At 72.6% G+C, this 22,139-nt stretch carries 23 protein-coding genes; 8 read left to right on the forward strand and 15 right to left on the reverse strand.

Annotation, left to right across the window (positions count from 1 at the left end):
• Positions 1 to 4: 4 nt before the first annotated feature.
• The 5 genes from FRADC12_RS16410 to FRADC12_RS16430 form a co-directional block, all read right to left on the reverse strand.
• Positions 5 to 1,450, reverse strand: a complete 1,446-nt coding sequence (locus FRADC12_RS16410; RefSeq protein ID WP_198152935.1) for a YcaO-like family protein — start codon at positions 1,448 to 1,450, stop codon at positions 5 to 7.
• Positions 1,447 to 2,814, reverse strand: coding sequence for a YcaO-like family protein (locus FRADC12_RS16415; protein ID WP_045877303.1), 1,368 nt, complete (start codon positions 2,812 to 2,814; stop codon positions 1,447 to 1,449). Before FRADC12_RS16415 ends, FRADC12_RS16410 begins: the two co-directional genes overlap by 4 nt.
• Positions 2,811 to 4,631, reverse strand: coding sequence for a CocE/NonD family hydrolase (locus FRADC12_RS16420; RefSeq protein ID WP_052710958.1), 1,821 nt, complete (start codon positions 4,629 to 4,631; stop codon positions 2,811 to 2,813). Before FRADC12_RS16420 ends, FRADC12_RS16415 begins: the two co-directional genes overlap by 4 nt.
• Entirely contained in the window at positions 4,628 to 5,512 is an 885-nt protein-coding gene (locus FRADC12_RS16425; RefSeq protein WP_045877304.1) for a hypothetical protein, read from the reverse strand. Before FRADC12_RS16425 ends, FRADC12_RS16420 begins: the two co-directional genes overlap by 4 nt.
• Before the next feature lie 79 nt (positions 5,513 to 5,591).
• On the reverse strand, positions 5,592 to 5,780 hold the full coding sequence (locus FRADC12_RS16430) for a streptamidine-related RiPP repeat protein (protein ID WP_045877305.1): 189 nt from the start codon (positions 5,778 to 5,780) through the stop codon (positions 5,592 to 5,594).
• Positions 5,781 to 6,136: 356 nt separating this feature from the next.
• Between FRADC12_RS16430 and FRADC12_RS16435 the strand changes: the two genes are divergently transcribed.
• The 3 genes from FRADC12_RS16435 to FRADC12_RS16445 are packed head-to-tail and all read left to right on the forward strand — an operon-like array spanning position 6,137 to position 7,221.
• Positions 6,137 to 6,448 carry an ArsR/SmtB family transcription factor gene (locus FRADC12_RS16435; protein ID WP_045877306.1) on the forward strand — a complete coding sequence of 104 codons (312 nt, stop codon included), beginning with the start codon at positions 6,137 to 6,139 and terminating at the stop codon, positions 6,446 to 6,448.
• The gene (locus FRADC12_RS16440) at positions 6,445 to 6,747 is read left to right on the forward strand and encodes a hypothetical protein (RefSeq protein ID WP_045877307.1); all 303 of its coding nucleotides are present in this window, start codon (positions 6,445 to 6,447) and stop codon (positions 6,745 to 6,747) included. Before FRADC12_RS16435 ends, FRADC12_RS16440 begins: the two co-directional genes overlap by 4 nt.
• Positions 6,748 to 6,768: 21 nt before the next feature.
• Positions 6,769 to 7,221 (forward strand): Fur family transcriptional regulator, encoded by a 453-nt coding sequence (locus FRADC12_RS16445; protein ID WP_045879716.1) that lies wholly within the window; start codon positions 6,769 to 6,771, stop codon positions 7,219 to 7,221.
• A gap of 694 nt (positions 7,222 to 7,915) precedes the next feature.
• On the opposite strand, the gene FRADC12_RS16455 is transcribed toward FRADC12_RS16445, so the two are convergent.
• The 5 genes from FRADC12_RS16455 to FRADC12_RS16480 form a co-directional block, all read right to left on the reverse strand.
• Positions 7,916 to 8,359, reverse strand: a complete 444-nt coding sequence (locus tag FRADC12_RS16455) for a helix-turn-helix domain-containing protein (RefSeq protein WP_045877309.1) — start codon at positions 8,357 to 8,359, stop codon at positions 7,916 to 7,918.
• 734 nt (positions 8,360 to 9,093) lie between these two features.
• Positions 9,094 to 9,834, reverse strand: a complete 741-nt coding sequence (locus FRADC12_RS16460) for a DUF8832 domain-containing protein (RefSeq protein WP_198152936.1) — start codon at positions 9,832 to 9,834, stop codon at positions 9,094 to 9,096.
• A gap of 262 nt (positions 9,835 to 10,096) precedes the next feature.
• The gene (locus FRADC12_RS16465; protein WP_045877311.1) at positions 10,097 to 10,552 is read right to left on the reverse strand and encodes a hypothetical protein; all 456 of its coding nucleotides are present in this window, start codon (positions 10,550 to 10,552) and stop codon (positions 10,097 to 10,099) included.
• A 1,175-nt stretch (positions 10,553 to 11,727) separates the two neighbouring features.
• Positions 11,728 to 14,079: a heavy metal translocating P-type ATPase gene (locus FRADC12_RS16475; RefSeq protein ID WP_045877313.1), complete on the reverse strand. Its 2,352-nt coding sequence runs from the start codon at positions 14,077 to 14,079 to the stop codon at positions 11,728 to 11,730.
• 31 nt (positions 14,080 to 14,110) lie between these two features.
• On the reverse strand, positions 14,111 to 14,344 hold the full coding sequence (locus tag FRADC12_RS16480) for a heavy-metal-associated domain-containing protein (protein WP_232303848.1): 234 nt from the start codon (positions 14,342 to 14,344) through the stop codon (positions 14,111 to 14,113).
• Positions 14,345 to 14,589: 245 nt separating this feature from the next.
• On the opposite strand from FRADC12_RS16480, the gene FRADC12_RS28490 reads away from it, so the two are divergent.
• Positions 14,590 to 15,519, forward strand: a complete 930-nt coding sequence (locus FRADC12_RS28490) for a copper resistance CopC family protein (RefSeq protein WP_052710960.1) — start codon at positions 14,590 to 14,592, stop codon at positions 15,517 to 15,519.
• Positions 15,520 to 15,645: 126 nt separating this feature from the next.
• On the opposite strand, the gene FRADC12_RS16490 is transcribed toward FRADC12_RS28490, so the two are convergent.
• Complete coding sequence (locus FRADC12_RS16490) at positions 15,646 to 16,302, reverse strand: class I SAM-dependent methyltransferase (RefSeq protein ID WP_045877314.1); 657 nt, start codon at positions 16,300 to 16,302, stop codon at positions 15,646 to 15,648.
• A gap of 297 nt (positions 16,303 to 16,599) precedes the next feature.
• Here FRADC12_RS16490 and FRADC12_RS16495 point away from each other — a divergent pair, with 297 nt between their 5' ends.
• Both FRADC12_RS16495 and FRADC12_RS16500 read left to right on the forward strand, forming a co-directional pair.
• Positions 16,600 to 16,833 carry a hypothetical protein gene (locus tag FRADC12_RS16495; protein ID WP_045877315.1) on the forward strand — a complete coding sequence of 78 codons (234 nt, stop codon included), beginning with the start codon at positions 16,600 to 16,602 and terminating at the stop codon, positions 16,831 to 16,833.
• Positions 16,830 to 17,156, forward strand: a complete 327-nt coding sequence (locus FRADC12_RS16500) for a glutaredoxin family protein (protein WP_198152937.1) — start codon at positions 16,830 to 16,832, stop codon at positions 17,154 to 17,156. The genes FRADC12_RS16495 and FRADC12_RS16500 overlap by 4 nt, the downstream gene beginning before the upstream one ends.
• Positions 17,157 to 17,518: 362 nt before the next feature.
• Here the strand turns inward: FRADC12_RS16500 and FRADC12_RS16505 are convergent, their stop codons facing one another.
• The 4 genes from FRADC12_RS16505 to FRADC12_RS34965 form a co-directional block, all read right to left on the reverse strand.
• Positions 17,519 to 18,487: a M56 family metallopeptidase gene (locus FRADC12_RS16505; protein ID WP_045877316.1), complete on the reverse strand. Its 969-nt coding sequence runs from the start codon at positions 18,485 to 18,487 to the stop codon at positions 17,519 to 17,521.
• Positions 18,484 to 18,900 carry a BlaI/MecI/CopY family transcriptional regulator gene (locus FRADC12_RS16510; protein WP_045877317.1) on the reverse strand — a complete coding sequence of 139 codons (417 nt, stop codon included), beginning with the start codon at positions 18,898 to 18,900 and terminating at the stop codon, positions 18,484 to 18,486. The genes FRADC12_RS16505 and FRADC12_RS16510 overlap by 4 nt, the downstream gene beginning before the upstream one ends.
• Positions 18,901 to 19,054: 154 nt before the next feature.
• The gene (locus tag FRADC12_RS34960) at positions 19,055 to 19,435 is read right to left on the reverse strand and encodes a cytochrome c biogenesis protein CcdA (RefSeq protein ID WP_157488897.1); all 381 of its coding nucleotides are present in this window, start codon (positions 19,433 to 19,435) and stop codon (positions 19,055 to 19,057) included.
• A 12-nt stretch (positions 19,436 to 19,447) separates the two neighbouring features.
• Positions 19,448 to 19,966, reverse strand: coding sequence for a sulfite exporter TauE/SafE family protein (locus tag FRADC12_RS34965; protein WP_157488898.1), 519 nt, complete (start codon positions 19,964 to 19,966; stop codon positions 19,448 to 19,450).
• A 96-nt stretch (positions 19,967 to 20,062) separates the two neighbouring features.
• Here FRADC12_RS34965 and FRADC12_RS16520 point away from each other — a divergent pair, with 96 nt between their 5' ends.
• Positions 20,063 to 20,638 carry a TlpA family protein disulfide reductase gene (locus FRADC12_RS16520; protein WP_045877318.1) on the forward strand — a complete coding sequence of 192 codons (576 nt, stop codon included), beginning with the start codon at positions 20,063 to 20,065 and terminating at the stop codon, positions 20,636 to 20,638.
• A gap of 572 nt (positions 20,639 to 21,210) precedes the next feature.
• Complete coding sequence (locus FRADC12_RS16525; RefSeq protein ID WP_045879720.1) at positions 21,211 to 22,122, forward strand: C40 family peptidase; 912 nt, start codon at positions 21,211 to 21,213, stop codon at positions 22,120 to 22,122.
• Positions 22,123 to 22,139: the final 17 nt, after the last annotated feature.

The raw sequence follows: 22,139 nt of genomic DNA on the forward strand, positions 1-22,139 counted from the left end.
ACCGTCAGTGCGGCAGGGGCATCGTCGGGAGGGCGACGGTGCGGGGGTGTGCCCGGGCCCGGGGTAGTCGCCGGCCTCCGAGGAAGGGCAGCCCGAGTGCCGCGTTGCTGTACAGGCCGGGAACGACGACCCGGGTGACGTGCGGGCCGGCGCGGCGGACGTCGGGGGTGGTCACGTCGACGGCCACGGCCCGGTGGCCGTGGGCGGCGAGCCGGCCGACAAGCTGCGCCAGCCGCAGGTCAGCTGGCTGTGCCGCGGGCGTCCGCGCCGCCAGGTCTGCGAGGCGCACCTCGCCGACCAGCATCTGGGCGAGCTCGCGGAGAAAGGCCGCCTGGACCGCAGGGTCGAGGTGCAGCTGGAGGTGGCAGCCGTAGTCGACGACGTCGGCGAGGTCGTCGCAGTAGGACCGCCGGTAGCCGCGGTCGGCCCGCCAGCGCTTGAGCGGGCTGGTCGCCAGGGCGGCCAGCTGGGCGTAGGGGCCGTCGGGGTTGTCGTAGTCCGCGACGAACAGCTGCAGTTGCAGCGCCTCGCCGTAGGCCTTCAGCGCCGCGTCGAGCGGGTCGGGGTGCACGCCCATGCCAAGGGTCAGGTAGCCGGTCTGGGGGTCGGCGACCAGGGCGCCGATGACGGGCTCGCCGAACTCGTCGTCGAAGGCGAGGAACCGCACGTCGAGCACGCCCTGGGGGCCCCGGCACAGGTCACGCAGCCAGTCCGGTGCCACAGCCTCGCGCAGGCCGCGCCCGCCGTGCCACGACAGCGTCATGGCGTCGCGTTCGACGACCTCGAGCAGCGCGGCGATCCGCGCGGTTGTCCGGTCCGGTCCGGCGGCCAGGCCAGCCTGGATGATCGGGTTCGTCCGGGGCGCGGGCTGCCCGGCGGACGGCGCGTACCAGGAGACCCAGACCAGCGAGGCGGGCACCAGGACCGGCGCTCCGGTGCGCAGGTCGCGGCCACGGGCCCAGCGCTGGACGAGGTCCCTCGTCATCGGGACGAGCGGGAAATCCGGCGTCGCGTACTGCGCGTCCGAATACAGCGCCAGGTCGTCCGGGTCGACGGCGTCGAGCCCGGCGTCGACGAGCTCGGCGTGGCTGGCCAGGCGCAGCCCGGGGGGAACGAGGTTGCCGCAGTAGCGTTCGGCCGCCTCGCCGAGTGCGGCGGCGAGAGCGTGACGTGGGTCGGCGAAGCCGTAACCGGCGCCGGTGGCGTCGGCCGGCCAGGGGCCGAACCTGGTCGTGTCGCACAGCCAGGCGTGGGTCAGCGTGAACGACGGCGGGAACCACGGCGGTACCGGCCGGGGCACCAGCCGGCGCACGATCCCGGTCCGCGGGTCGAACAGCAGCGGGTAGGGCAGGTCGGCCCGCGCCGGACCGGCCGCCGGCTGTGTGGTTGTGGTCGTCATCGGGTCGTCGGCCGCCTTGTCGGGTCGCCGGCTCGTCGTGGTCGTCGTCATGCGAGCGGAAGCGGTTGGCGGATGAGGTCGTCCTCGGTCAGCGGCGCAGGGTGCCAGCCCAGCGCGACCGGTACGTCGTAGAGGCGTCGTCCGCCGCGCAGCGGGTAGGCCGGCGGGCCGTTGCCGACCAGGCCCGGGACCACGACGCGGACCACCCGCAGGCCGCAGCGGGCGACGTCCTGGGTCGTGAGGTCCACCGAGACGGCTCGTAGCCCGTGCGCCCGCAGCCGTTCCAGGTAGGCGCCGCGGGCGGCCCGCGCGGCGGCGGGCACCGCGGGCAGCTCGCCCACGGCGACGGTCGCCTCGGGCCGTAGCCGGCGCAGCGCCGTGGGCTGGGCCGTCGGGTCGAGGTAGAGCTGGGCGACCGCCGGCAGGTCCACCAGCTCCCGGTAGTCCGGGCTCACCGCCTGCCCGTAGCACCGGTCGGGGCGCAGTGGCAGGAACACGTGCGGCTCGATGTCGCCCGCGGCGACCGCACGCCACACGTCGCTGGCGGGGTCCACGAGCTGGCGGGTCAGCGTGAGCAGCTGCAGGGCCTCGACCAGGGCCTTGACCCCAGCGGCCGACGGGTCGGCGCGGCAGGCGCTGCCGAACGCGAGGATGCCGTCGGTGTCGTCGACCAGGAGCGCGCCGAGGACGGGTACGTCGAACTGGGAAGGGATCGCCAGCAGGCGGACCTCCAGTGGGCGGTCCCGGTAGGGCCGGCCCAGCTGTCCGGTGAGCACACCACCGTCGGCGACGGTCCGTGCCGGCCCGCCGGCGGCCCACCAGATCGTCGTGGCGTCCCGCTCGAACAGCTCCTCCAGCGCCGCTGTCTCCGCCTCGGCGCGGCTGCGGCCGGCGGCGATCCCCGAGTACATCAGCGCGTTGACGGGCGGCTCCCCGTGGTGCGGGCCGTGGAAGTAGTCGAGGTAGACCAGCGACGCCGGGACGAGCACCTCCGCGCCGCTGGCCAGGTCGGTGCCGGCCACCCAGGCGACCTCCAGGCCGCGGGTGAAGCGGACGAACGGGAAGCCCGGCGTCGCGTACTGCCGGTCGGAGTACAGCGCGAACGTCAGCGGGTCGATCGCCGCCCGGCCTCCCGCGCGCAGCGCCGTCCAGCTCGCCCCGGGCAGGTCGGCCGCGACGGCGTTGCCGCAGTACCGCTCGACCGCCTCGCCGATCGCCGCGCCCCGCGCCGCCTCGGCATCGCCGAGGCTGGCGCCGAAGCCGAACCCGTCGGCCCGCCACGAGGCGAACCGGTCGGTGCGTCCCACCTGTGAGCTGCGCCCGAGCCAGCCTGCCGGCGTGCCGGGCGCGGGAGGCTGGTCGACCAGCGCGGTCAGCACCCCCAGCCGCGGGTCGAGAAGGTCTTCGACCGTCATGACGCCTGCCCGCCAGCGGAAGTCGCCCAGGCGCCGACGCGTTCGACGGGCGCCGATGGGGGACCGGCCGCCGTGCCGGCATCGTCGCTTGCCGCGTCGGCGGTCAGGGTGAACGCCCCACGGCCGCGGTCGGCCGGGGTGGTCTGGGTCTGGGTCAGCAGGACGAGGGTGGTGCCGCGCGGCCCGGGCCCCGACAGCACCGTCTGGTCGCAAACATGGGTCGTCGTGGTCGTGTAGCGGTCGCGCCCGGTGCCCAGGTTGCGGGCCAGGTTGGGGTGATCGCTGCTGGTGATCTCCAGGATGAGCCGGGAGCCGGCCGGTACGCGTTCGGCCGCGCCGGACAGCGGGATCTGCCCGGTGACCGTCGACCCGCCGGGGCCGGCCGGCCAGCTGGCGGTGCCATAGGCGACCTCGTGGACCGGTCCTTCCGGGAGCCAGGCGAGCACCCGTACGACCCAGTCGGCGTCGGGCGCGTCGGTCAGCGCCGTCAGCTCGACCCGGCCGGCCCCCAGCACCGTCACCGGCTGGGCGAGCGGCTCGGTCAGGTAGCGGACCGCGTCCGGCCGGCCCAGCAGCGCCCGTCGATCCGTGCCAGCCACCACCGACGGGAACGGGTCCCGCGGGTCGTACCGGAAGCTGCGCGCACCGGCGGGTCCGGCTTCTTCGACCGACAGAGAACCGTCGGCGCGCGCGTGCCGCACGCTCTCGGTGCCGCCGCGCGGCGGCCAGCAGGTGCCGCTCGTCCACGCGTCGGCGCCGCGGACGAACACCTCCACGCCTGAGCGCCGCGCTGTCGAGGCTGCCCGGGGCAGGAGCGCTGACGCCGGCTGCGGCGAGGACGCCACGGCGGTGCCGACGGCCTCGGACGTGGCCGCGGGCGGCTGTGCCAGCACCGCGCGCAGCCAGGCGACGCAGGCAGCCGCGAAGTCGTAACGCGACCGCGGCCCGTGGTCACGGCCCCCGACCCGGGTGGTGGTGGCGAAGGCCAGATCGTGTCCCCAGGGCCCGACGACGAGACGCCGAGGCGGGCGGGGGCGTACCGCCGAACCGACGAGCTCCCAGTGGCCCAGCGTCTCGGAGACCAACAGGTCGTACCAGCCACCGACGTGGAACGCCGCGGCTGGCAGCCGGGCGAGTTCCTCGTCGGTGAGTGCCTGCGGACCTGGCGCGGTGCCGGTGCGCAGCACGTCACCCCAGTGCGGCAGTACCGCGCCGAGCCGCTCGGGCAGCTCGTAGACCGGCAGATGGTCCAGAACGTCCGGCTGGCGGCTGTGGACCAGGCGGACGAGGCCGTCGCGGCTGGTCCGGGCGTCGGCTCGCTCCAGCCACCAGTAGGCGTGCTCGGCCAGGCGCAGGATGCCGCTCGGCTCGAACTTCGTCCGGTGCAGCCCCATCGACGGGCCGAGGCTCACCACCGCCGCCACCGCGTCTGGGCGCTCCACCGCGAGCGCCCAGGCGGTGTAGCCGCTGTAGGAACCGCCGTAGGCGACCAGCTGGCCGTCGCACCACGGCTGCGCCAGGACCCAGTCCACCAGGGCGGCGCCATCGGCGCGTTCGTCCAGGTACGGCCGCCAGCAGCCCTCCGAGTCGTACCGGCCCCGCACGTCCTGGACCACGTAGCCGAACCCGTGTCCCGCCCAGCCGGAGGCTTCGGCCAGATGCGCCGAGCGGCCGTACGGCGTGCGGGTGACGACCACCGGAACAGGCCAGTCCGCCTCCGGTGGCAGCCGCACGTCGACGGCGAGCGGAGTGCCGTCACCTCCCGGGACTCGCAGGTTCACGCAGAGGCCCGCCGCGGTCCGCATCGTCGTCGTCATGCCGGCACCGTCACCCTCGTCGAGGCGGCGGGCGACTCGGTGCCCGGTGCCGCCAGCACCGGCAGCGGCAGTACCGGGTGACGCGTGGCCGCGCCGTCCGGGCCGACTTCCCACTGGATGTCGACCTCCGGCAGCCGGTCGGTGGCCCACCAGCGCTCGACCTCACCGAGCAACAGCCCCGCCGCCACGGCCACGACGCCGCGGCCAGGCCACGGCACGGCCGGCTGTTCCTCATTCGGCCGGTCCAGCCATGACCAGTGGGCCAGCAGTTCGTCGGGCGTGGCGGCGGCGGCGAGCCGCCGGCCGCGCACGTCGGCATAACCGGCCGAACGGCCCGGCACCGTCAACGGGCCGACGAACAGCGCCAGCCCCTCCGCGTGGCAGCGCGTCCATGCGGTCCCGTGGCGCCCGCACCACTGCTCGACCTGCCGCCAGGCCGCGTCCGGCAGCCAGCCCGCACAGCACAGAACGACGTCGGCGTCCCGCACGGCCGCCTCGTCGAGCGGCCCACGGCGCACCACTGCCCAGCCGTCGGCGAGGTCACCGACGAGCCGAGCCACCGGCCCGTCGCCACCCACGTGCAGCGCCGGCCTGGCCGCGCGGGCCCCCGCCGGCGGCTCCACCGCGCCCTCGCCGCCCACCAGGACTCCGCGCTCGACGAGCGCCGCGACCAGCTGCCCGAGCGCGCCCTCGCAGCTGTCGCCACCGTCGAGCGCGCGGGCGAACGCCGTTTCGGCCCGGGTCCCGGCAGCAAGCCGGTCCCGCAGATCCCGCACCACCGCGGGTGGCCCGGCGATCCGCAGGAACGCATCCCCCGGGCCGGCCGCACCCCAGCTCCCGTTTGGGAGCTGGTAGAGGTGATAACCCGCCGCCAACCTCATCGTGATCCCCTTGTTCGTTCGGACAGGACGGTCACGGAGCCGGGCCCGGCGGGTCAGCGCCGGGCCCGGCTCCGTGACGTCAGCTACCGATCACGAACGGGTTGTGCACCAGCGCGTTCGTTCCCGGGCCCTGCGGCGCGGACACCGGCGCCACGGCCGCGACCGGCTCCACCACGAACGGGTTGTGGACCAGCGCGTTGGTGCCCGGGCCCTGGGGTGCGGACACCGGGGCCACCGCGGCGACCGGCTCGACGAGCACGTCCTGCATACCAACCTCCTTATTGAAGATGGAAACCATTTCCAATAGGAAACCTAGCTGGCCCGCCGGGCGCGCGGCAACATCCCGGGTCAACTACTTTGCGTAGCGACCCGAACTGAGGTCGCGCCGGAGCCATGGGCCTCTGCGCCACCCGCCCGCCTCGCGGTCGAGCCGGCGAAGGCTGGCCGTCGATGGCCGCGCGGACGGCCCTCGGCTTCGCGGGGAGGCCGGCGATCATCGCGGCGCTGTCGGGGGTGTCGCGCCTGGTTGCGGTTGGTCTCGCGACCGGCTGAGCGAGGTCCAGCACCTACTCGACCGATGGGCTCTGAGGTCCGCATACCGTGAACACGTGCTAATGTCTTCATGTGGATGATGGAGGTGGCGACGACGGGCCGGAGAAGGCGTTCGACGCGGCGAGTGTCCTGTTGCGGGCGCTGGCCGCTCCGGTGCGCCTCGCTGTGATCGACCGTCTGGCCGACGGGCCGCGCTGCGTCCACGAGATCGTCGAGGCGGTGGGAGTCAGCCAGTCTCTGGTCTCCCAGCACCTGCGGGTGTTACGCGGAGCCGGCCTGGTCGCCACGGCGCGACGCGGCCGCGAGGTCGTCTACCGGCTCACCGACGACCATGTCGCGCACATCGTGCGCGACGCCCTCACTCACGCCCAGGAGGAGCGATGACCACCACCACCCACCGCGAACATCACAGCAGCGCCGACCACGCCCATGCCCCCGGCTGCGGGCACATCGCGGTTCCCCACGGTGACCATGTCGACTACGCCCACGACGGCTGCCTGCACCGGGCCCACGACGGCCACTACGACGACTGCGAGGCCGCCGGGCACACCGAGCACACCGCGCACGAGCATGTCCACGGCGACGGCTGCGGACATGTCGCCGTCCCGCACCGTGACCACGTCGACTACGTCCACGACGGCCACCGCCACGCCCGTCACGACGGCCACTGGGATGATCACTGATCTCCCGTCGGGTCGATGACGATGAGTGACACCCCGCCCGCCGCCGCCGCCGGCCAGCCAGCCCGGCGGGGGCCGGGCCTGGGCACCGCCACCCGTGCGACGCGCCAGGGCGCCGCGATCGCCGCGCTGCTCGCCGGCACCCCCGTGTTCACCACCGCCCAGGACCTGCACACCCGCCTGCGCCAGCAGGGCCAACCGGTCGGCCTCACCACCGTCTACCGCCACCTACAAGTCCTCGCCGACGCCGGCCAGATCGACGTCGTCCGCACCCCGGAAGGCGAGAACCTCTACCGCCGCTGCTCAACCCAGGACCACCACCACCACTTGGTCTGCCGCACCTGTGGCCGCACCGTCGAAATCGACACCACCGAGATCGAGACCTGGACCACCCGCGTCGCCACCGCCGAGGGCTTCACCGACCTCGACCACACCCTCGAGATCTACGGCACCTGCGCCACCTGTGCCACCGGCTGACGGACCAGACGCTGTTTCTCCCAGCGGGCCCGCGGGCGTCGCCGCACGCCTTGAGATGGTCGGCTGGCGGGTGTCGCGACTGTCGTCACCCTGAGTCGCAGGGCGTGACGGGATCGTCCTCTCGGGGGGGCTGAGCGCGTCGGATGATTCACGGTGCCGATCGGTGTCGCGCCTCTGCAATCGACAACGATATTCATTACCGTTTGTGTGGTGACGGTCAGCTCGAACCAGCCGATCCGCACATGCTGATCGCGCCGGCGACCAGGCCCGCAGATGGCCCGTCGCCCAGCGCCGACGACACAAGCCGATCGCCGTGCTCTGGCTGCATCGGTCGTACCTGGTCCGCTTCGCGCTCCACTTCGCGGCTGAGTGCCCGCAGGTCGAGACGGTCGTGATCGGCCGCTCGACATGGCGCCCGAACTTTCGGCGGCGGCGTTCGCGGTGGGTCGTGCGCTTGGCGCCCGTCGTCCGGTGGGAGGTCCACCGCTGGTCACCTGCCCGGTCCGCCCGCCCATGAGGCGAACTCGACCGGCTGTCCAGCACAAGGTCACGGCTGACGTGAACGGCCTACGAACTGGTCGCGTGGGAGCTGGTCATCCCAGCAAGGGCGCGACCGGTGAGCGCGGCCACCGTTCCGACCCTCACAAGGGCTGCGGCGTGAAAACCGACCGTGTCCTCGAGCGGCGACGAGGCTTCATGAGGTCACGCGTTGGTAGGCGGTCGCCTGCCCCTTGCCGCCCTGTTGGAGTACCAGCCCGCGGTCGCGGAGGCGGCGCAGGGTCTTACGGACGTTCGGAGCGGAGAGACCAAGCTCGTCGGAGAGCTCATCAACGGTCCGGCCCCTGGTGGACAGGGCATCGTAAACGCGGCGTTCTGTCCGGCCCAGCCTGGTTTCTAGGGCCGTTGGTTCGGCCGTCGTCCGCGGCCGGCGGGTCGCATGTGCGTGGAGAACGACGGTGAAGCGGATGCCGCTGTCGATGTAGTGCGCGGGCGGCAGCCCGTACTCATCAAGAGCCTCGTTGATCGTCGGTATGCCACTGGCCAGTGCCTCGATGACCCGAGCTCCGCTCTCCGGTGACTGGACGTGCTGGCATGGCGTCCCGAGCCCGGCGGTGACCCCGACGAACCTGCTGTTCAACGTGGTCGCGACCCCCGGCTCACTGCTGCGCTACCACCAGCAGGGCCAACTCGGCGGCCGGCTCGTCCGCCGCCTGATCGTCTGTCACCTCCCGGAGCGAGCGGACGGACGTCCCGAATCCGGGCACCTCGCCGCACTGCCTCCTACCTCCAGGATGCGGCGACTCGGACAGGAACGCAGGTGCTGGACGACCCGACGCCACCGGGCCAACTCGCTCACCGCCGGGTGCCAGCTACCCAGCATGGCCGCCGCCGAGCCGACGACGGACCGACCATCCACGCAAGGCATGGGAGGCGCGTCGCCGCCGAGCCCCGAGGGCGATCGGGACGGCTGCGTGTGCTGGCTTGGCCAATGGGCCCGGCTGGCCCGGCTGGCCCGGCTGGTCCCGGTCGGCTGCCGGCTCGGTCTGCCGGTGCGGTCTGCCGATGCGGATGGCGGCGGCGAACGCAGCATCCCCGACGATCGCCAGGTTGATCGCCAGACCGGCAACGGGGTGTGCCCACCGCGAGCTCGCCGACGCCGGTGGCACCGAGCAGGACCGCGAGGTTGGTAAAGCCGTCGGTGTGGGCGTGCAAGCCGTCCGCGACGAGGGCAGCTGTATGAGGCGGGTCGCTGCCGCCGATCCGGCGCATCGCGAGGGGTCGGCTCCTGACAGGTCGACGGGTGGCGGGTCCCGCCCGTTGTCGAGCGGGGACCCGTCGCCCGGCGAGGTGCGCCGGTGGCCGCGTCGAGTGCTATCCGACGGTGATGGTCATCGCGGCGGTGTGCAGGGTGCCGGCGGTTTGGAACTGTAGGAACAGCCGCCAGTTGCCGGATTTCGGCAGGGTCGCCTCGAACGACAGGGCCGGCCCGCCGTGGTCGCCGTTGACGCTGCCTTGCGGGTGGAGGTGGGCGAAGGCCTGGTCGCCGGCGCGGAAGGCGGTCAGGTGGGCGTAGGTGTCGAGGTAGGGCTGTAGGTCGGTGACCGGTTTCCCGTCCTTCGACACGGTGACGGTGAGCATGTGCGTCATCCCGGCCATCAACTTGTCACCGGAGACGGTGAGGGTGTAGCCGTCGACGGTGGTGCTGGTCGCTGCCGGCGGTAGCGGGACGGTGGCGGCCGTTCCGGGGACGGTGACCGGCTGGCTGAGGACCAGCGGTGTGTTCATGCCGCCGACGGGGGTGATGAACGAGGTGTACACCCGGTAGCTGCCGGCGGGCGTGCCGGCCAGGTTGGCGGTCCAGGTGCCGTCGCTGGCCATGGTCGGGTGGACGTGCTGGAAGCCGGTGAGGTCGGACCGGATCAGGTAGAGGTGCATGAGCTTGGTCTGGTCCGGTTGGAAGGAGGTCACCGGCATCCCGTCCGCGGCGCGGATCTGGAACCGGAACACGCTGGCCCGCTTGGCCGGCAACGAGGTCGCCGCCGGGGCGAACCGCAGTCCGCTGGCCTCGGCGGCGAGCCCGTCCCCCGAGGCCATGTCGCCCATGCCGGGCATGGAGCCCCCTGGCGTCGCGGCCATGGCGGAGGGTGTCGATCCGGCCGAGCCGGCCGGGTTTCCCATCGACTGGGACATCCCGGACTGGCCGCCAGAGCTGCTCCCGCAGGCGGTGGCGGTGAGAAGGACCGCGCCGGTCAGACCGGCTGCGGCGAGGGCTCGGCGGGTACGGGCAGAATGGATAGGCAGCATGAGAACGTGGTCTCCCGGATAGGGGCACGCCGGTGGCGTGCGGATGGACGTGACGGCGACCGTTGGCCGGTCACGTCCGGGAGACACACAGCTCGTGCAGGAGCAGGGAGCCGAACCGCGGGGGTGCGCGCCGCCGCGGCCCGCGTCTCACCGCCGCGAGGGGCCTCGGTGAGGCCGGCATGGTGATGGCGAGCAGACCAATAGCGACCAGGACGAGCAGCCCGGCAAGACCGAGGGACGGCGGGGTCGCCGCGCAGGGGACACCTTGCATCTCCCCGGCGGCACCGTGCGCGTACATGTCCGCGCCGCGCAGGCCGACGTTGGCGGTCGGCCGCTCCACAGCGGGGGGTTCGGCCATCGACCCGGCGTGCTCTGCGGGCATCGCCGGTGTGGCCATCGCGGCGTAGCCCGTGCCCGCTTGCGCGCAGGCTTGCATGGCGGGCAGACCATGCATGACAGCGAGCCCGGCCAGCGCCGCCAGGACGGCGACGAGACGCGCTCGCGCGAGCGCCGTCCTGCCGTCCATGCCCCTCCTTCGGTCTGGTTCGCGCGCCCGCGCAGCGGCCGACTACTACGGAACATGGTAGACGCAGGGACTCGCCTGATGAAGATCGCAGTTCCGATCGTCATGCGGCTGGTGTCGTGGGTGGCCCGCCGTGGCCGGCGAGGTTGGTCTTGTCGGCCCAGCCACACTCCGGCCCTGCGAAGCACCGCGGCTCACCAGGGGCCAGGGTTCGCGGACGAGGACCGACCCCCACGGTCGGGTATTCCGAGGCGTATGCACGAAACGTGGAGTTGAGTACCCGGGTGTCCTCGGCGAGGCTCCCTCCGGCGAGGAACATGCCAGATCCTGCTGGCTGAGGTTACGGACCCTTTTCTACAGCTCATCGGAGCGCGTGCCGCCGTCGTCAGCCCTGTCGGGTACTTCGCCACGGGTCCGGCGAAGCCTCAGCGTACAGACGACCGCGAGGGCAACGGCGCCCCCGACCAGCGGCAGGAATCGACCGGGACGGCCCGACCCCGAATCGTTCTGCGCCGCAGGCTCCCCATCGTGAGTCGCAGACGGGCCCGGTCCGGCGATCTGCCGAGTAGCCGTGCAGATGTTGTCCTGGTACGGAGACCTGCCGTTAAGAGGATGGAACTCGTACCAGGCACCCACAACGTACTGACGGTCGACCGATGTGCCGCCGGCCTGCTCGTCCGGCGTCCCGACCACCGTCACGGCCTGGCCGCCCTCGGTCCGGACCGTCGCGACCCGCCCGCCATGTGTCGTGCTGGTCACAATTCCGTGGAACATATATGGGGATGGGGGCGGCGACGACAGGGCGCACGATGCGGACGCGGGCGCGGCAGCCCCGACCACCACCGCCCCGACGAGGGCCACCGCGGCGCACCAGCCTCGTAGTCTCATGTCCGTCTGGACGCAGCCTGTCGGCCAGCGGTTCTCCTGAAAAGCCGAGTCTTCTTCGAAGACCATGCTGGGCCGTTCGGGGGTCAGAACGGCTTGAGGGAGGCGTGAGCGCGCCTCTCTCCTTGCCTACGAGACCGGGATCAACCAGCCGGGCCCGACATGCCCGGCGAACATCATCAAGCCTCCGGATTCATCGCCCACGACGTCTCGACCGGTCTGTCTGAGCGTCCCCTTTGCCGAGGACCGGGGAGGCGGCCCGCGTCCTACGCGGGCGCCGAGATCGGTCTCAACTACGAGGACAAGGGTGCGTTGATCCGTTGGTCGGCCGGCAAGCGGCCGGCCGGGCGGGTCAGGCTTCCCGGCGAGCGCTGCGGGGTGAATCTGCGCAGGCGCAGCGAGTTGGAGACGACGAACAGGGAGCTGGCGGCCATGGCGGCGCCGGCGAACAGCGGGTTGAGGTAGCCGAGGAACGCCACCGGGATGAGGACGACGTTGTAGGCGAAGGCCCAGAACAGGTTGCCCTGGATGGTCCGCAGCGTGTGGCGGGACAGCCGGATGGCGTCGGCGGCGCCGCGCGGGTCGCCGGACACGAGTGTCAGGTCGCTGGCCTCGATCGCGACGTCGGTGCCGGTGCCGATGGCGAGGCCCAGGTCGGCCTGGGCGAGTGCGGGCGCGTCGTTGACACCGTCGCCGACCATCGCGACGACCCGGCCCTCGGTTTGCAGCCGCTTGACGACGGCCGCCTTGTCCGTCGGCAGGACGTCGGCGATGACCTCGTTGATACCGACCTGGGCCGCGACCGTGCGGGCGGTGGCGGCGTTGTCGCCGGTCAGCAGGATCGGCCGTAGGCCGAGGGCCTTGAGCTGGTTGATCGCCTCGCCGCTGGTGGGTTTGATCGTGTCGGCGACGACGAACAACGCCGTAGCGGCGCCGTCCCAGCCGGCGGCGATCGCCGTCCGACCGGTCAGAGCGGCCTCGTGGCGGGCCCTTTCCAGCTCGGGTGGCAGTGGCATCGCCCAGTCGGCCAGCAGCGACGGGCGCCCGGCGACGACGGTGTGGCCGTCAACGACACCCTCGACGCCAAGCCCCTGCCGGTTGGCGAAGGACTCGGGCGCCGCCAGCCGGCCGACCTCGGCTCGCGCGGCTCGGGCGATCGCCCGGCCGATCGGGTGTTCGGAGGCGTCCTCCACCGCTCCGGCCAGCCGCAGCGCGTCCGCGCGGGCGACCCCCTCGACCAGGACGATGTCGACCACGTTGAGTTCGCCGGTGGTGACGGTCCCGGTCTTGTCCAGGACGATCGTGTCGACCCGGCGGGTGGACTCCAGCACTTCGGGTCCTTTGATGAGCAGACCCAGCTGGGCGCCGCGGCCGGTGCCGACCAGCAGCGCGGTCGGAGTGGCCAGGCCCAGCGCGCACGGGCACGCGATGATCAGCACGGCGACCGCGGCGGAGAACGCGAACGCCACGCTCGCGCCCGCGGCGAGCCACCCGCCGAGCGCCGCCGCCGCGAGCACCAGCACCACCGGCACGAACACCCCGCTGATCCTGTCGGCCAGCCGCTGCACGGGTGCCTTCCCGTTCTGCGCGTCCGCGACCAGCCGGGCGATCTGCGCGAGCGCCGTGTCAGCGCCGATCTTGGTGGCCCGCACGACCAGCCGGCCGCCGGCGTTGACGGTCGCGCCGACGACCTCGTCGCCCGGGCCCTTCTCCACCGGGACGGACTCGCCGGTCAGCAGCGACTGGTCCACCGCCGACGAGCCCTGTTCGACGGCCCCGTCGGTCGCGATCTTCTCGCCGGGCCGGACGACGAACCGGTCGCCCACGCGCAGCTCCGCCACCGGAACCCGGCGCTCACCGCCGTCGGCGTCGAGCACCGCGACGTCCTTCGCGCCCAGCGCGAGCAGGGCCCGCAGCGCCGCCCCGGCGCGCCGCTTCGCCCTGGCCTCGAAGTACCGCCCCGCGAGGATCAGGGTGGTCACGACGCCGGCGGCTTCCAGGTAGATGTGGCTGGTCGCGGCGTCCCGGTCGAGCACCACCTCGAAGCGCATCCGCATCCCCGGCATGCCCGCGTCCAGCAGGAACAGCGCGACGACGCTCCACCCCCAGGCCGCGAGCGTGCCCAGTGAGATCAGCGTGTCCATGGTGGCGGCGCCATGCCGCAGGTTCACCCAGGCCGCCCGATGGAACGGCCAGCCCGCCCAGAACACCACCGGGGTCGCCAGCTGCAACGCGGCCCACTGCCAGTAGTCGAACTGCAGCGCCGGGATCATCGAGATCAGCACCAGCGGAAGTGACAGCACCGCCGCCCCGGCCAGGCGCTGGCGCAGCGACCGCTGCGCAACCGCGTCTTCCGAGTCGCCGGGGGCCGCGGAGACGTCGGCCCGATCGGCCGCCGTCGACGGCGGGGCCGGGAGCCGCGCCCGGTAACCCGCCGCGGCCACGGCGGACAGCAGGTCGTCCGCCGACACCTGGGCAGGGTCATAGGAGACCGCGGCCTTCTCGATCGCGTAGTTCACCGTCGCGACGACGCCGTCCAGCTTGTTCAGCTTGCGCTCGATCCGGTTGGCACACGACGCACACGTCATGCCCTCGAGCGACAGCTCGACCTCGGCTCCGGGCCGCCCGGCCTGTTCGGTGGTCATCGTTCCTCCCGCCGCGAGTCCGCGTGCCCGGTCACGAGACGAGCCGGTAGCCGGCCGCGGCCACCACCTCCCGCACAGCAGCGTCATCGACGCCCTCTCCGCGCACGACCAGCCGGCCCGTGGCGGCGTCCGCCGCCGCCGACTGCACCCCGGCCAGCTCCTCTACCTCCTCCTGCACCGACATCTCGCAGTGCCCGCAAGTCATACCCGCCACGACGTAGGTCCGCTCGGCCACACCCATCGTGATCACTCCTGTCTCGATCATGCGTCCCGGCGTCACCGACTCACATGACACCATACCCCATGGGGGTATCAGTTCCCAGCAGCGCAGGAGGTCAGCCACGCCTCACGGCCGAGACGGATAGAACGGCGTGGGCCGCCGGACCCATCCGCTATTTACTATCTAGCTTAGTATTCGTTGTCGGGTGAGTGAGGGGTGACGGTGGTGCAGGTCGGACAGTGGCAACTGGCGGCTGTGGCGGGCGGCGCGCCAACCGGCGCCGAGGCGCTGTGCGCGCGCTGACCCGTCTCGTCGGGCTGACGGTGGCCAGCCTGGTGTTGCTGGTGGCGACGGCGGCGACCGCGTCGGCGCATGCGACCCTGCTGTTCACCAGCCCGGCCGCGGACGGGACCGTGCCGGCCGGGCCGGCCACGCTTACGCTCATCTTCGCCCAGCCCGTCACAGTGACAGGCCACTCGGTGCGGCTGTTCGACGCCGACCGGCGCGTTGTGTCGACCAGCCGGACTTCCGTCTCCGAAGGCGGGCTAAGCGTGACCGCTGCTGTGGACCGGCAGCTGGCCAGCGGTCTGTATGCGGTGGCCTGGCAGGTGGGCGCGGGCGACGGCGAAGCGATGGGCGGCGAGTACCGGTTCGCGGTCGGCCCGAGTGCCGCCGCGCTCGGCGACGGGCAGACCGGGGCGAAGACCAGGGGCGAGGGCTGGGTCACCGTGCTGCGGTGGCTGCTGTTCGCCGGGTTGGCGCTGTATCTGGGTGGTCTGGCCGGACATCGCCTCGCCCGCCGTCCTCAGGACAGGGCCGCAGCGGATCCGCCTCGCCCGTGGCTGCTGGCCGGCGCGCTCGCGGGACTGGTGGCCAGTCTCGGCCTGGCAACGTTGATCGTGGGAGACAGCTCGCTGAGCGCGGGTGTGGCCCGGCTGACCCCTGCCGCACTGCTCGCGACCCGTCCCGGCACAGTCGGTACTGTGCCTGTCCGGCGCCCGGTTCCTGGACAGCAACCCTTACGGCGCTGGCGAGGCCCCGGTCACCACCCGCCTCGGCATCACCGCCGGCCAGAGCCGGCTGGCGCTGGCCTACCCCGCCGAGGGCCTCCAGATCGAGCTCACCCTGACTCCCGGCGGGAAGATCGTCCACGAGGTGCTCGCCGCCCCCAACCATCTGATCATCCGCAGCTTCGTCTACCCGGCCCCGACGAGCCCTGACCGGTAGCGACGCGGGCGGAACCCCGCCAGCACAAGCCAGACGTGAATACGCACTGGCCGGGCTGGCCGGTCAACGCGACCTGGCGGCGCGCATCGGCTCCACCGGAAAGGGACGCCCACGGCGCCTCAGCGGTCCTGTCCGGCGGGTGTGTGGGCGCGGCCGAGGATGTGGGCGTGGGCGGGCACGAACCGCAACGGACGGTAGGTGAACCGGTCGAGCTCGTCGATCGTGAAGCCGGCGGAGCGGATCGTCGCGGCGGTGTCGCGGTTGAGGTGGCAGCCGCCTGCGCCGGCTGCCCACAGCGGGGCAATCAGGTCTTGGGCGAGGCTGAGCGCACGGTGGGTGGAGCGGACGTGCTCGAAGAACCGCAGGTCGCCGCCCGCGGCGAGCACCCGGCGTAGCTCGGCGAGCGAGTGGGCTGGGTCGGGCACCGAGCACAGCACCAGGGAGGCCACGGCCGCGTCGAAGGCGCCGTCGTCGAACGGCAGACTGTCGGCCTGGGCGGCGACGACCTGGACGGGTACCGGCGCCGTCGTCGCTGCCTGTTCGGCGAGGGCACGTAGTTGGTCCTCGGGTTCGACGGCGACGACCTCGGTCACGGTCGGCGGGTAGTGGGAGAAGTTCAGCCCGTTGCCGGCGCCGACCTCCAGGACGCGGCCGGTCAGGTCGGCGAGCAGCCGGTCGCGGTGGGCGGCCGTGCCACGGCGTTCAGAGTCGGCGCTGGTCCGTACGTACAGGCGGGCGAACCGGGGATGCTGACACCTCGACAGATCCTCACTCATCGCTGACGTCCTACCCTCCGTGGACCAGACGGGTGACAGCTCCAACCCGGCACGCCTGTCGCGCCGTGGCCAATTGGGACGAGCCGACGGGGCGCTTGGCGGCCTCGGCGCGAGCGGGCGACATCGCCATGCCCAACTCGTCAGGAACCCGGCCCACCCCTGGGTGCGCCGCGTCCTGCGCGCCGGGCAGTCGGCGTCGTGCCGATGAGTAGACATTCTCCCGGCCACGGTCTGCCAGGACACGCGCCGAGGACCTCGCTCCGGGCCCGCCGCCACTACCGCCTGTCCTAGGCAGGGTTGTACACGCCCGTAGATCACATCTCCGGTCGTTCGCGCGAGGGCACGCTGAGGCGTCCTGCCCGCAGCACCTCGGCGGGCAACAGCCCTGGCGACTACCAGGTCGGCGCCCCCGGCATCGGCGCGACCGCCCCAGAGTTCCAGCTGGCTGCCACCGGCGGCGGCCGGGTGGACCAGTACCTGCCGGTGAACCGCCTGCTCACAGACCTGCGCACCGGGCAGCGAGCCGCGTGACCACGCTCCCCACGACCAACCGGCCGCAGAACCGGGCGATCCGGGTCACGCTGCTTACCCAGGCCGACTGCACGCTGTGCGACCACGCCAAGCAGGTGATCGCCCGCGTCGCCGCCCAGCAGCCGCTCACCGTGGAGGAACTCAGCCTGGACAGCGACACCGGCCGGACACTCGCCGCGCAGGCCGGGGTGCTCTTCGCGCCGGGCGTCCTGCTGGACGGCGCACCGTTCTCCTACGGCCGGCTCTCCGAACATCGGCTACGCCGGGCACTGGCCCGTCTACCGGCCGTCCCGACCGGCCCGCAATCCCGACCCGGCGGCTGAACGGCCACCGGCATGGCGTCCGAGGAGGAGAAATGGACAAGGTGCTCTACATCCTGCCCGCATTGGCCTGCCCACTCGGGATGGGCGCGATGATGTTCATGATGATGCGCGGCACCGGCCGCAAGCCCACCCCGCCGACCTCGCAGACGCCGGGCACCCTGACGGTGCACGTCGACCCGCGGGAGACCGAACTCGCGCAGCTCCGCGAGGAAATCCAGCACCTATCACCGAACGCCGAACGTGAACCCGCGGCTTTCCGGGCGCCGTCGGACGAGACCACCCGCCACGGCACCACACAATGCCGGCGGCGAGGCCAGGCTGCAGATCCACCACAATGCTGCGACCGGCGCACGCCGCCGCGGTCAGCCGACCGGTGGGGCGACCGCGGACAACGGGCAGTAGATGGCGTGGGTGGCGGCCAATACCGGGCCGGCGGCCACGGCGCCGGGGATGACGAGCACGGCGGTGACCAGCACGGCTCCCAGCGTGGTGCGGGCGGCGCCGAGGGGTTGGGCGGGTCGTAGCAGGCGGCGGACTCGTCCCAGCGCGGTCGGCCCGCCCGCGGCCAGGCCCGCGTCGGGGCTGCCCCCGCCGGCCAGCGCCGCCAGCGCTGCGGCGATCGACAGTCGCTCATGCCGGCGGGAGGCCGCGTCGTCGGCGGCCAGCTCGACCAACCGGGCAACCTCGGCGCGTGCGGCGGTGAACAGCGGCACGCGGGGGAACGCCCGGGCGAACGCGTCCGCCCCGGCGACGACGAGGTGGTGACGGCCCGCCAGATGGGCCCGCTCGTGGGCGAGCACCGCGTGCAGCTGGTCGACGCTCAGCGTCTCCAGCGCGGCGGTGGTGACCACGACACGACGGGCCCGCCCCGGCAAGCAGTACGCCGCGGCGGCCGGGTGCGGGATCACGACCGCGCCCAGGTCGGGCTCGGGGCGGGCGAGGACAGCCAGCTTGCCGGCATGGGCCCGCCGCGCCCGGCCGGCGCGGACCAACTCGACCGTGGCACAGGAACCGACCCGCAGCAGCAGAACCGTGCTCAACGTCAGCCCCGCGCCCGCGATCGCGGCCCCGCCCGGGGTGGCGTAGGAGGCACGCAGCGACATCACGCAGGCGCGCAGCAGCTCGGCGATACCGCCGCTGATCTTCGCCGTGGGGACCGCCAGCGCGAGCCCGGCCAGCCCGGCTGCGGCCAGCACCGACACCGACAGCGCCTGCCACAGGCAGATCGCCAGGCGCGGCGCCCGGTCAGCCCAGGAGGCAGCGACCAGCAGCCGAGGAACGCCGGTGGCGAGCAGGGCCGCGTAGACGAGCAGCACCACGGCGACCTTCATGCCGCTCCTCCCGCCGCGGTCTCCTGGTCGCCACCCAGTCCGGTGTTCAGGTCGCCGCCGACTCGGCCGCGGGTGAGCGCGTCGCGCAGCAGCTGCGTTTCCTGCGGCGACATCTGCTCGACGAAGTGCATCAGTGTCGCCGCCCGGTCCGCGCTGTCCGAAAGCGCCTCACCCATCACCTCGGCGCTGTGCAGCTCCCGGGAGCGGGTCGGCTCGTACCGGTAGGCCCGCCCGGCGAGCTCGCGGCGTAGCCAGCCCTTGCGGTGCAGGTTGTCCATCACCGTCATGACCGTGGTGTAGGCGATCTGCCGCTGCTCCCGCAGCTGTTCGTAGACGGCCCGCACGGTCAGCGGGCCACGCGCCGACCACAGCCGGTCCATGACCACGGCTTCCAGGTCACCCAGTCCTCGCACGCCCCGCCCCTGCTCCGTGCCATCAGCTCTGATTTCATCACCGCCCGCGCGTCGACGCGACACGCAGCGATCTACGATCTTCTATCGTAGTTCATTCGGTGGGTCCGCGACGCGGACGCTCGCCACGCACCCTCCCGCCGGTCGCCGGATGGGCCTACAACGGCGCCTGGAATCCGGTGACCAGCCCCTGCAGCTGGGCGATCAGCTGCGTCCACAGGCCGCTGACCTGCAGCACGCCGACGGCGACGAGCATGACCCCGCCGACGCGCATGATGGCCACCGAATGCCGGCGGACCGTCGCGAACACTCGCACAGCCCGGTCGAACGCGACCCCGGCGGCGATGAAGGGCAGCCCGAGGCCCAGGCTGTAGGCGAACGACAGCAGCGCTCCTCGCCCGGCGGTACCGGTGTTGAAGGACAGGGTGAGCACCGCGGCCAGCGTCGGGCCGATGCACGGAGTCCAGCCGATGCCGAACAGCACCCCCAGCAGCGGCGCGCCGGCCAGCCCCGCCGCCGGGCGGTAACGGATGCGCACGGTGCGGCCCGCTCACGGCAGCCGTTCCAGCAGCCCGGCGAACGTCAGCCCAAGCAGGATCGTCAGCGCCCCCAGCACCCGGGTGATCACCTGCTGGTGGATCAGCAGCAGCCGGCCCGCTCCGCCGAACGCCGCGCCGTAGCTGACGAACACGGCCGAGAACCCCAGGACGAACAGCACACCCCCAGCCAGCATCCGGCTGCGATACCACGACCGCCCCGACGAGGCCACGCCCGCCACCGCCGGCGCGGTCTGCACGGCGGCGACGGCCAGCTTGCCTCGGATCGGCCCGGCCGCGGCGACCTGCCCGCCGCCTCGCGTGGGCGCCGCCGGGACGGTCTCAGCCTGATCGGGCCGGCGGGCCTCGGCACCGCTCACCCCGGTCACGTAGGACAGGTAGCCGGGAACCAGGGGCAGACAGCACGGCGACGTGAACGAGATCACCCCCGCCGCGACCGCGATCGGAAGCGCGAGCAACAAAGATCCCGAGGTCACCACCGACCCCACGCCGCCACCGGCCGCTAGCAGCATCCGTCCACCGTCCCTCTCGTCGCGCGGCGCGTTCCCGCCCGCGAGCATCTTCGACGGACCGTAGAAACTCCGTCAACTATCGCGCATAGTAGACCTATGTCTCCCCGAATCGTGCCCGTGGTCACCGCGTTCGCGCTGGTCCTGCTCGCCGGGTGCGCGAACAGCTCCGACCGGGTCTCGGGCGCGGTCGACTTCGTTCCCCAGGCCCAGACCGGCGCCGGTCTGCTGGCGCCGTCGAATCGACCACTGACACCACCGCTGTCCGGACCGGCGGTGCAGGGCGGCCAGGTCGACCTCGCGGCGCTGCGAGGCCAGATCGTGGTCATCAACGTCTGGGCGTCGTGGTGCGCCCCATGTCGCGCTGAGACCCCCGGGCTGGTCACCGTCTACGACCAGACCCATACGCGCGGCGTGGCCTTCCTCGGCATCGACATCCGCGACTCGCAGGCCGCGGCGATGGCGTTCGTCCGGGACTACCACGTGCCCTATCCCAGCCTGTACGACCCGATGGTCGCCCACGTGGCCGGTTTCCGGCCCTTGCCACCAACCACCGTCCCCAGCACGCTGGTCGTGGACCGGCAGGGACGGATCGCCGCCCGGTTCATCACCGCCGTCACTCCCGACGACCTGCAGCCCGTGCTGACGCAGCTGCTTGCGGAGCCGACTCGCTGACGCCTAACCCGGCGAGCCCAATGGACAGTCCGAGCCCGCGGCCGTTTGAGCCGGAGGACCGCCGTCGCGGCGCCCCGCACGCACGACGCTCCCTCGTAGAAGTAGTTCCGTCGGCGTCGCCGCCCCTGCCACCCGACGCAGCGAGTATCGGCGCCTCCGTGAAAAACGACCGATATGCCCGGAACGGTCGGACTAGGCCGACCCGCCCTATCTACTACAGACAATAGTGGTTTAGGGTGACGTCGTCACCAGCGCCGGGCCGTGCCAGTCCTGCCCCAAGCCCGGCATCTCGGACATCGGAGCCGTGCAGGGGCAGAAGGGCGAGCCTCCACGCGGGCGCCTGTTCCACCGGCGCCGTCTCGTCGACGGAGCCGGTACTGGCCCTGCACGGACCGGCCGTCTGGCTCAGCGGTGGGTTTACGAAAGGATGTGCGTTGCCTGCTCCCCACGCCGACCATCGGTCGGTGGACGAGGCGTGGCCCCGGCGGGGCCAGCCGTCCGGGCGCCCGTCGGCCGACGCCGCGGGCCCGATCATCAGTTGGCGCCCACGCCTCACGGGACGACGGCGGCAGGTGGCCACGGTTGTCGCCCTGGCGACGAGCAGCCTCGCGGTGTCGACCGCGGGCTTCGCCGCGACGACCGCTACCACTGGCGCCGGGAGCGACGGCAGCCCGGTCGACGCCGGCTCGGTCACCCAGGCGTCCATGCTCGCAGGCGCCGTCACTCCCGCCTCGGCGCACAAGCCCGCATCCCTCGCCGAGGCGCTCGTCAATCCGACGCCCGACTTCACCAGCACGACGATCGAGGCCGCGAAGTCCACCATCGCCCCGAACGCGGAGGCCCGCTTCACGATCATCGTCCGCGACGCGCTGTCGGGCACGCCGGTCGTGGACGAGGACGTGAACGTCGTCGTCGTGACCGGAACACGCTGGTCCACGAGCGCGACGCTGCGCACCGACGACAACGGCGCCGCGCAGATCAGCGCGCGGCTGCTGTCGACGACCACGGTGACCGCCGTCTTCGACGGCACCGCCGCGCTGCGCCCGTCGGTGGCCAACGCCACCACGGTCACCGTGACCAGCTCCACCGGCGCGGGCAGCGCAAGCGGCGGCGTGTCCGTGATCCCGGGCAGCACCATCGGGGCCAGAGCCGTCTATCTGGCGTCTCTACAGAAAGGCAAGCCGTACATCTGGGGGGCCACCGGTCCGTACGCGTTCGACTGTTCGGGCTTCTCGCAGTACGTCTACAAGCAGCTTGGCCGCTACCTGCCCCGCACCGCCCAGCAGCAGTTCGCCGCGACGCTGCGCGTGCCCCAGTCCGCCAAGCAGCCGGGCGACCTGATCTTCTTCGGGACGCCTAACAACATCTACCACATGGGTATCTACGCCGGTAACGGCTACATGTGGGCGGCGCCGCAGTCCGGCGACGTGGTCAAGCTGGAGCCGATCTACACCTCCAGGTACTACGTCGGCCGGGTGCTGTAGATCTGCGTGACGGACAT

The organism is Pseudofrankia sp. DC12 (assembly GCF_000966285.1).
Taxonomy (GTDB): Bacteria; Actinomycetota; Actinomycetes; order Frankiales; family Frankiaceae; genus Pseudofrankia.

What these genes read in the sequence shown, in the direction of transcription:
- FRADC12_RS16410 (WP_198152935.1), bottom strand. Translation starts at nt 1,450, where the DNA reads ATGACGACGACCACGACGAGCCGGCGACCCGACAAGGCGGCCGACGAC.
- FRADC12_RS16415 (WP_045877303.1), bottom strand. Translation starts at nt 2,814, where the DNA reads ATGACGGTCGAAGACCTTCTCGACCCGCGGCTGGGGGTGCTGACCGCG.
- FRADC12_RS16420 (WP_052710958.1), bottom strand. Translation starts at nt 4,631, where the DNA reads ATGACGACGACGATGCGGACCGCGGCGGGCCTCTGCGTGAACCTGCGA.
- FRADC12_RS16425 (WP_045877304.1), bottom strand. Translation starts at nt 5,512, where the DNA reads ATGAGGTTGGCGGCGGGTTATCACCTCTACCAGCTCCCAAACGGGAGC.
- FRADC12_RS16430 (WP_045877305.1), bottom strand. Translation starts at nt 5,780, where the DNA reads ATGCAGGACGTGCTCGTCGAGCCGGTCGCCGCGGTGGCCCCGGTGTCC.
- FRADC12_RS16440 (WP_045877307.1), top strand. Translation starts at nt 6,445, where the DNA reads ATGACCACCACCACCCACCGCGAACATCACAGCAGCGCCGACCACGCC.
- FRADC12_RS16445 (WP_045879716.1), top strand. Translation starts at nt 6,769, where the DNA reads ATGAGTGACACCCCGCCCGCCGCCGCCGCCGGCCAGCCAGCCCGGCGG.
- FRADC12_RS16460 (WP_198152936.1), bottom strand. Translation starts at nt 9,834, where the DNA reads ATGCCCGGCATGGGCGACATGGCCTCGGGGGACGGGCTCGCCGCCGAG.
- FRADC12_RS16465 (WP_045877311.1), bottom strand. Translation starts at nt 10,552, where the DNA reads ATGGACGGCAGGACGGCGCTCGCGCGAGCGCGTCTCGTCGCCGTCCTG.
- FRADC12_RS16475 (WP_045877313.1), bottom strand. Translation starts at nt 14,079, where the DNA reads ATGACCACCGAACAGGCCGGGCGGCCCGGAGCCGAGGTCGAGCTGTCG.
- FRADC12_RS16480 (WP_232303848.1), bottom strand. Translation starts at nt 14,344, where the DNA reads ATGATCGAGACAGGAGTGATCACGATGGGTGTGGCCGAGCGGACCTAC.
- FRADC12_RS16490 (WP_045877314.1), bottom strand. Translation starts at nt 16,302, where the DNA reads ATGAGTGAGGATCTGTCGAGGTGTCAGCATCCCCGGTTCGCCCGCCTG.
- FRADC12_RS16505 (WP_045877316.1), bottom strand. Translation starts at nt 18,487, where the DNA reads ATGAAGGTCGCCGTGGTGCTGCTCGTCTACGCGGCCCTGCTCGCCACC.
- FRADC12_RS34965 (WP_157488898.1), bottom strand. Translation starts at nt 19,966, where the DNA reads ATGCTGCTAGCGGCCGGTGGCGGCGTGGGGTCGGTGGTGACCTCGGGA.
- FRADC12_RS16520 (WP_045877318.1), top strand. Translation starts at nt 20,063, where the DNA reads ATGTCTCCCCGAATCGTGCCCGTGGTCACCGCGTTCGCGCTGGTCCTG.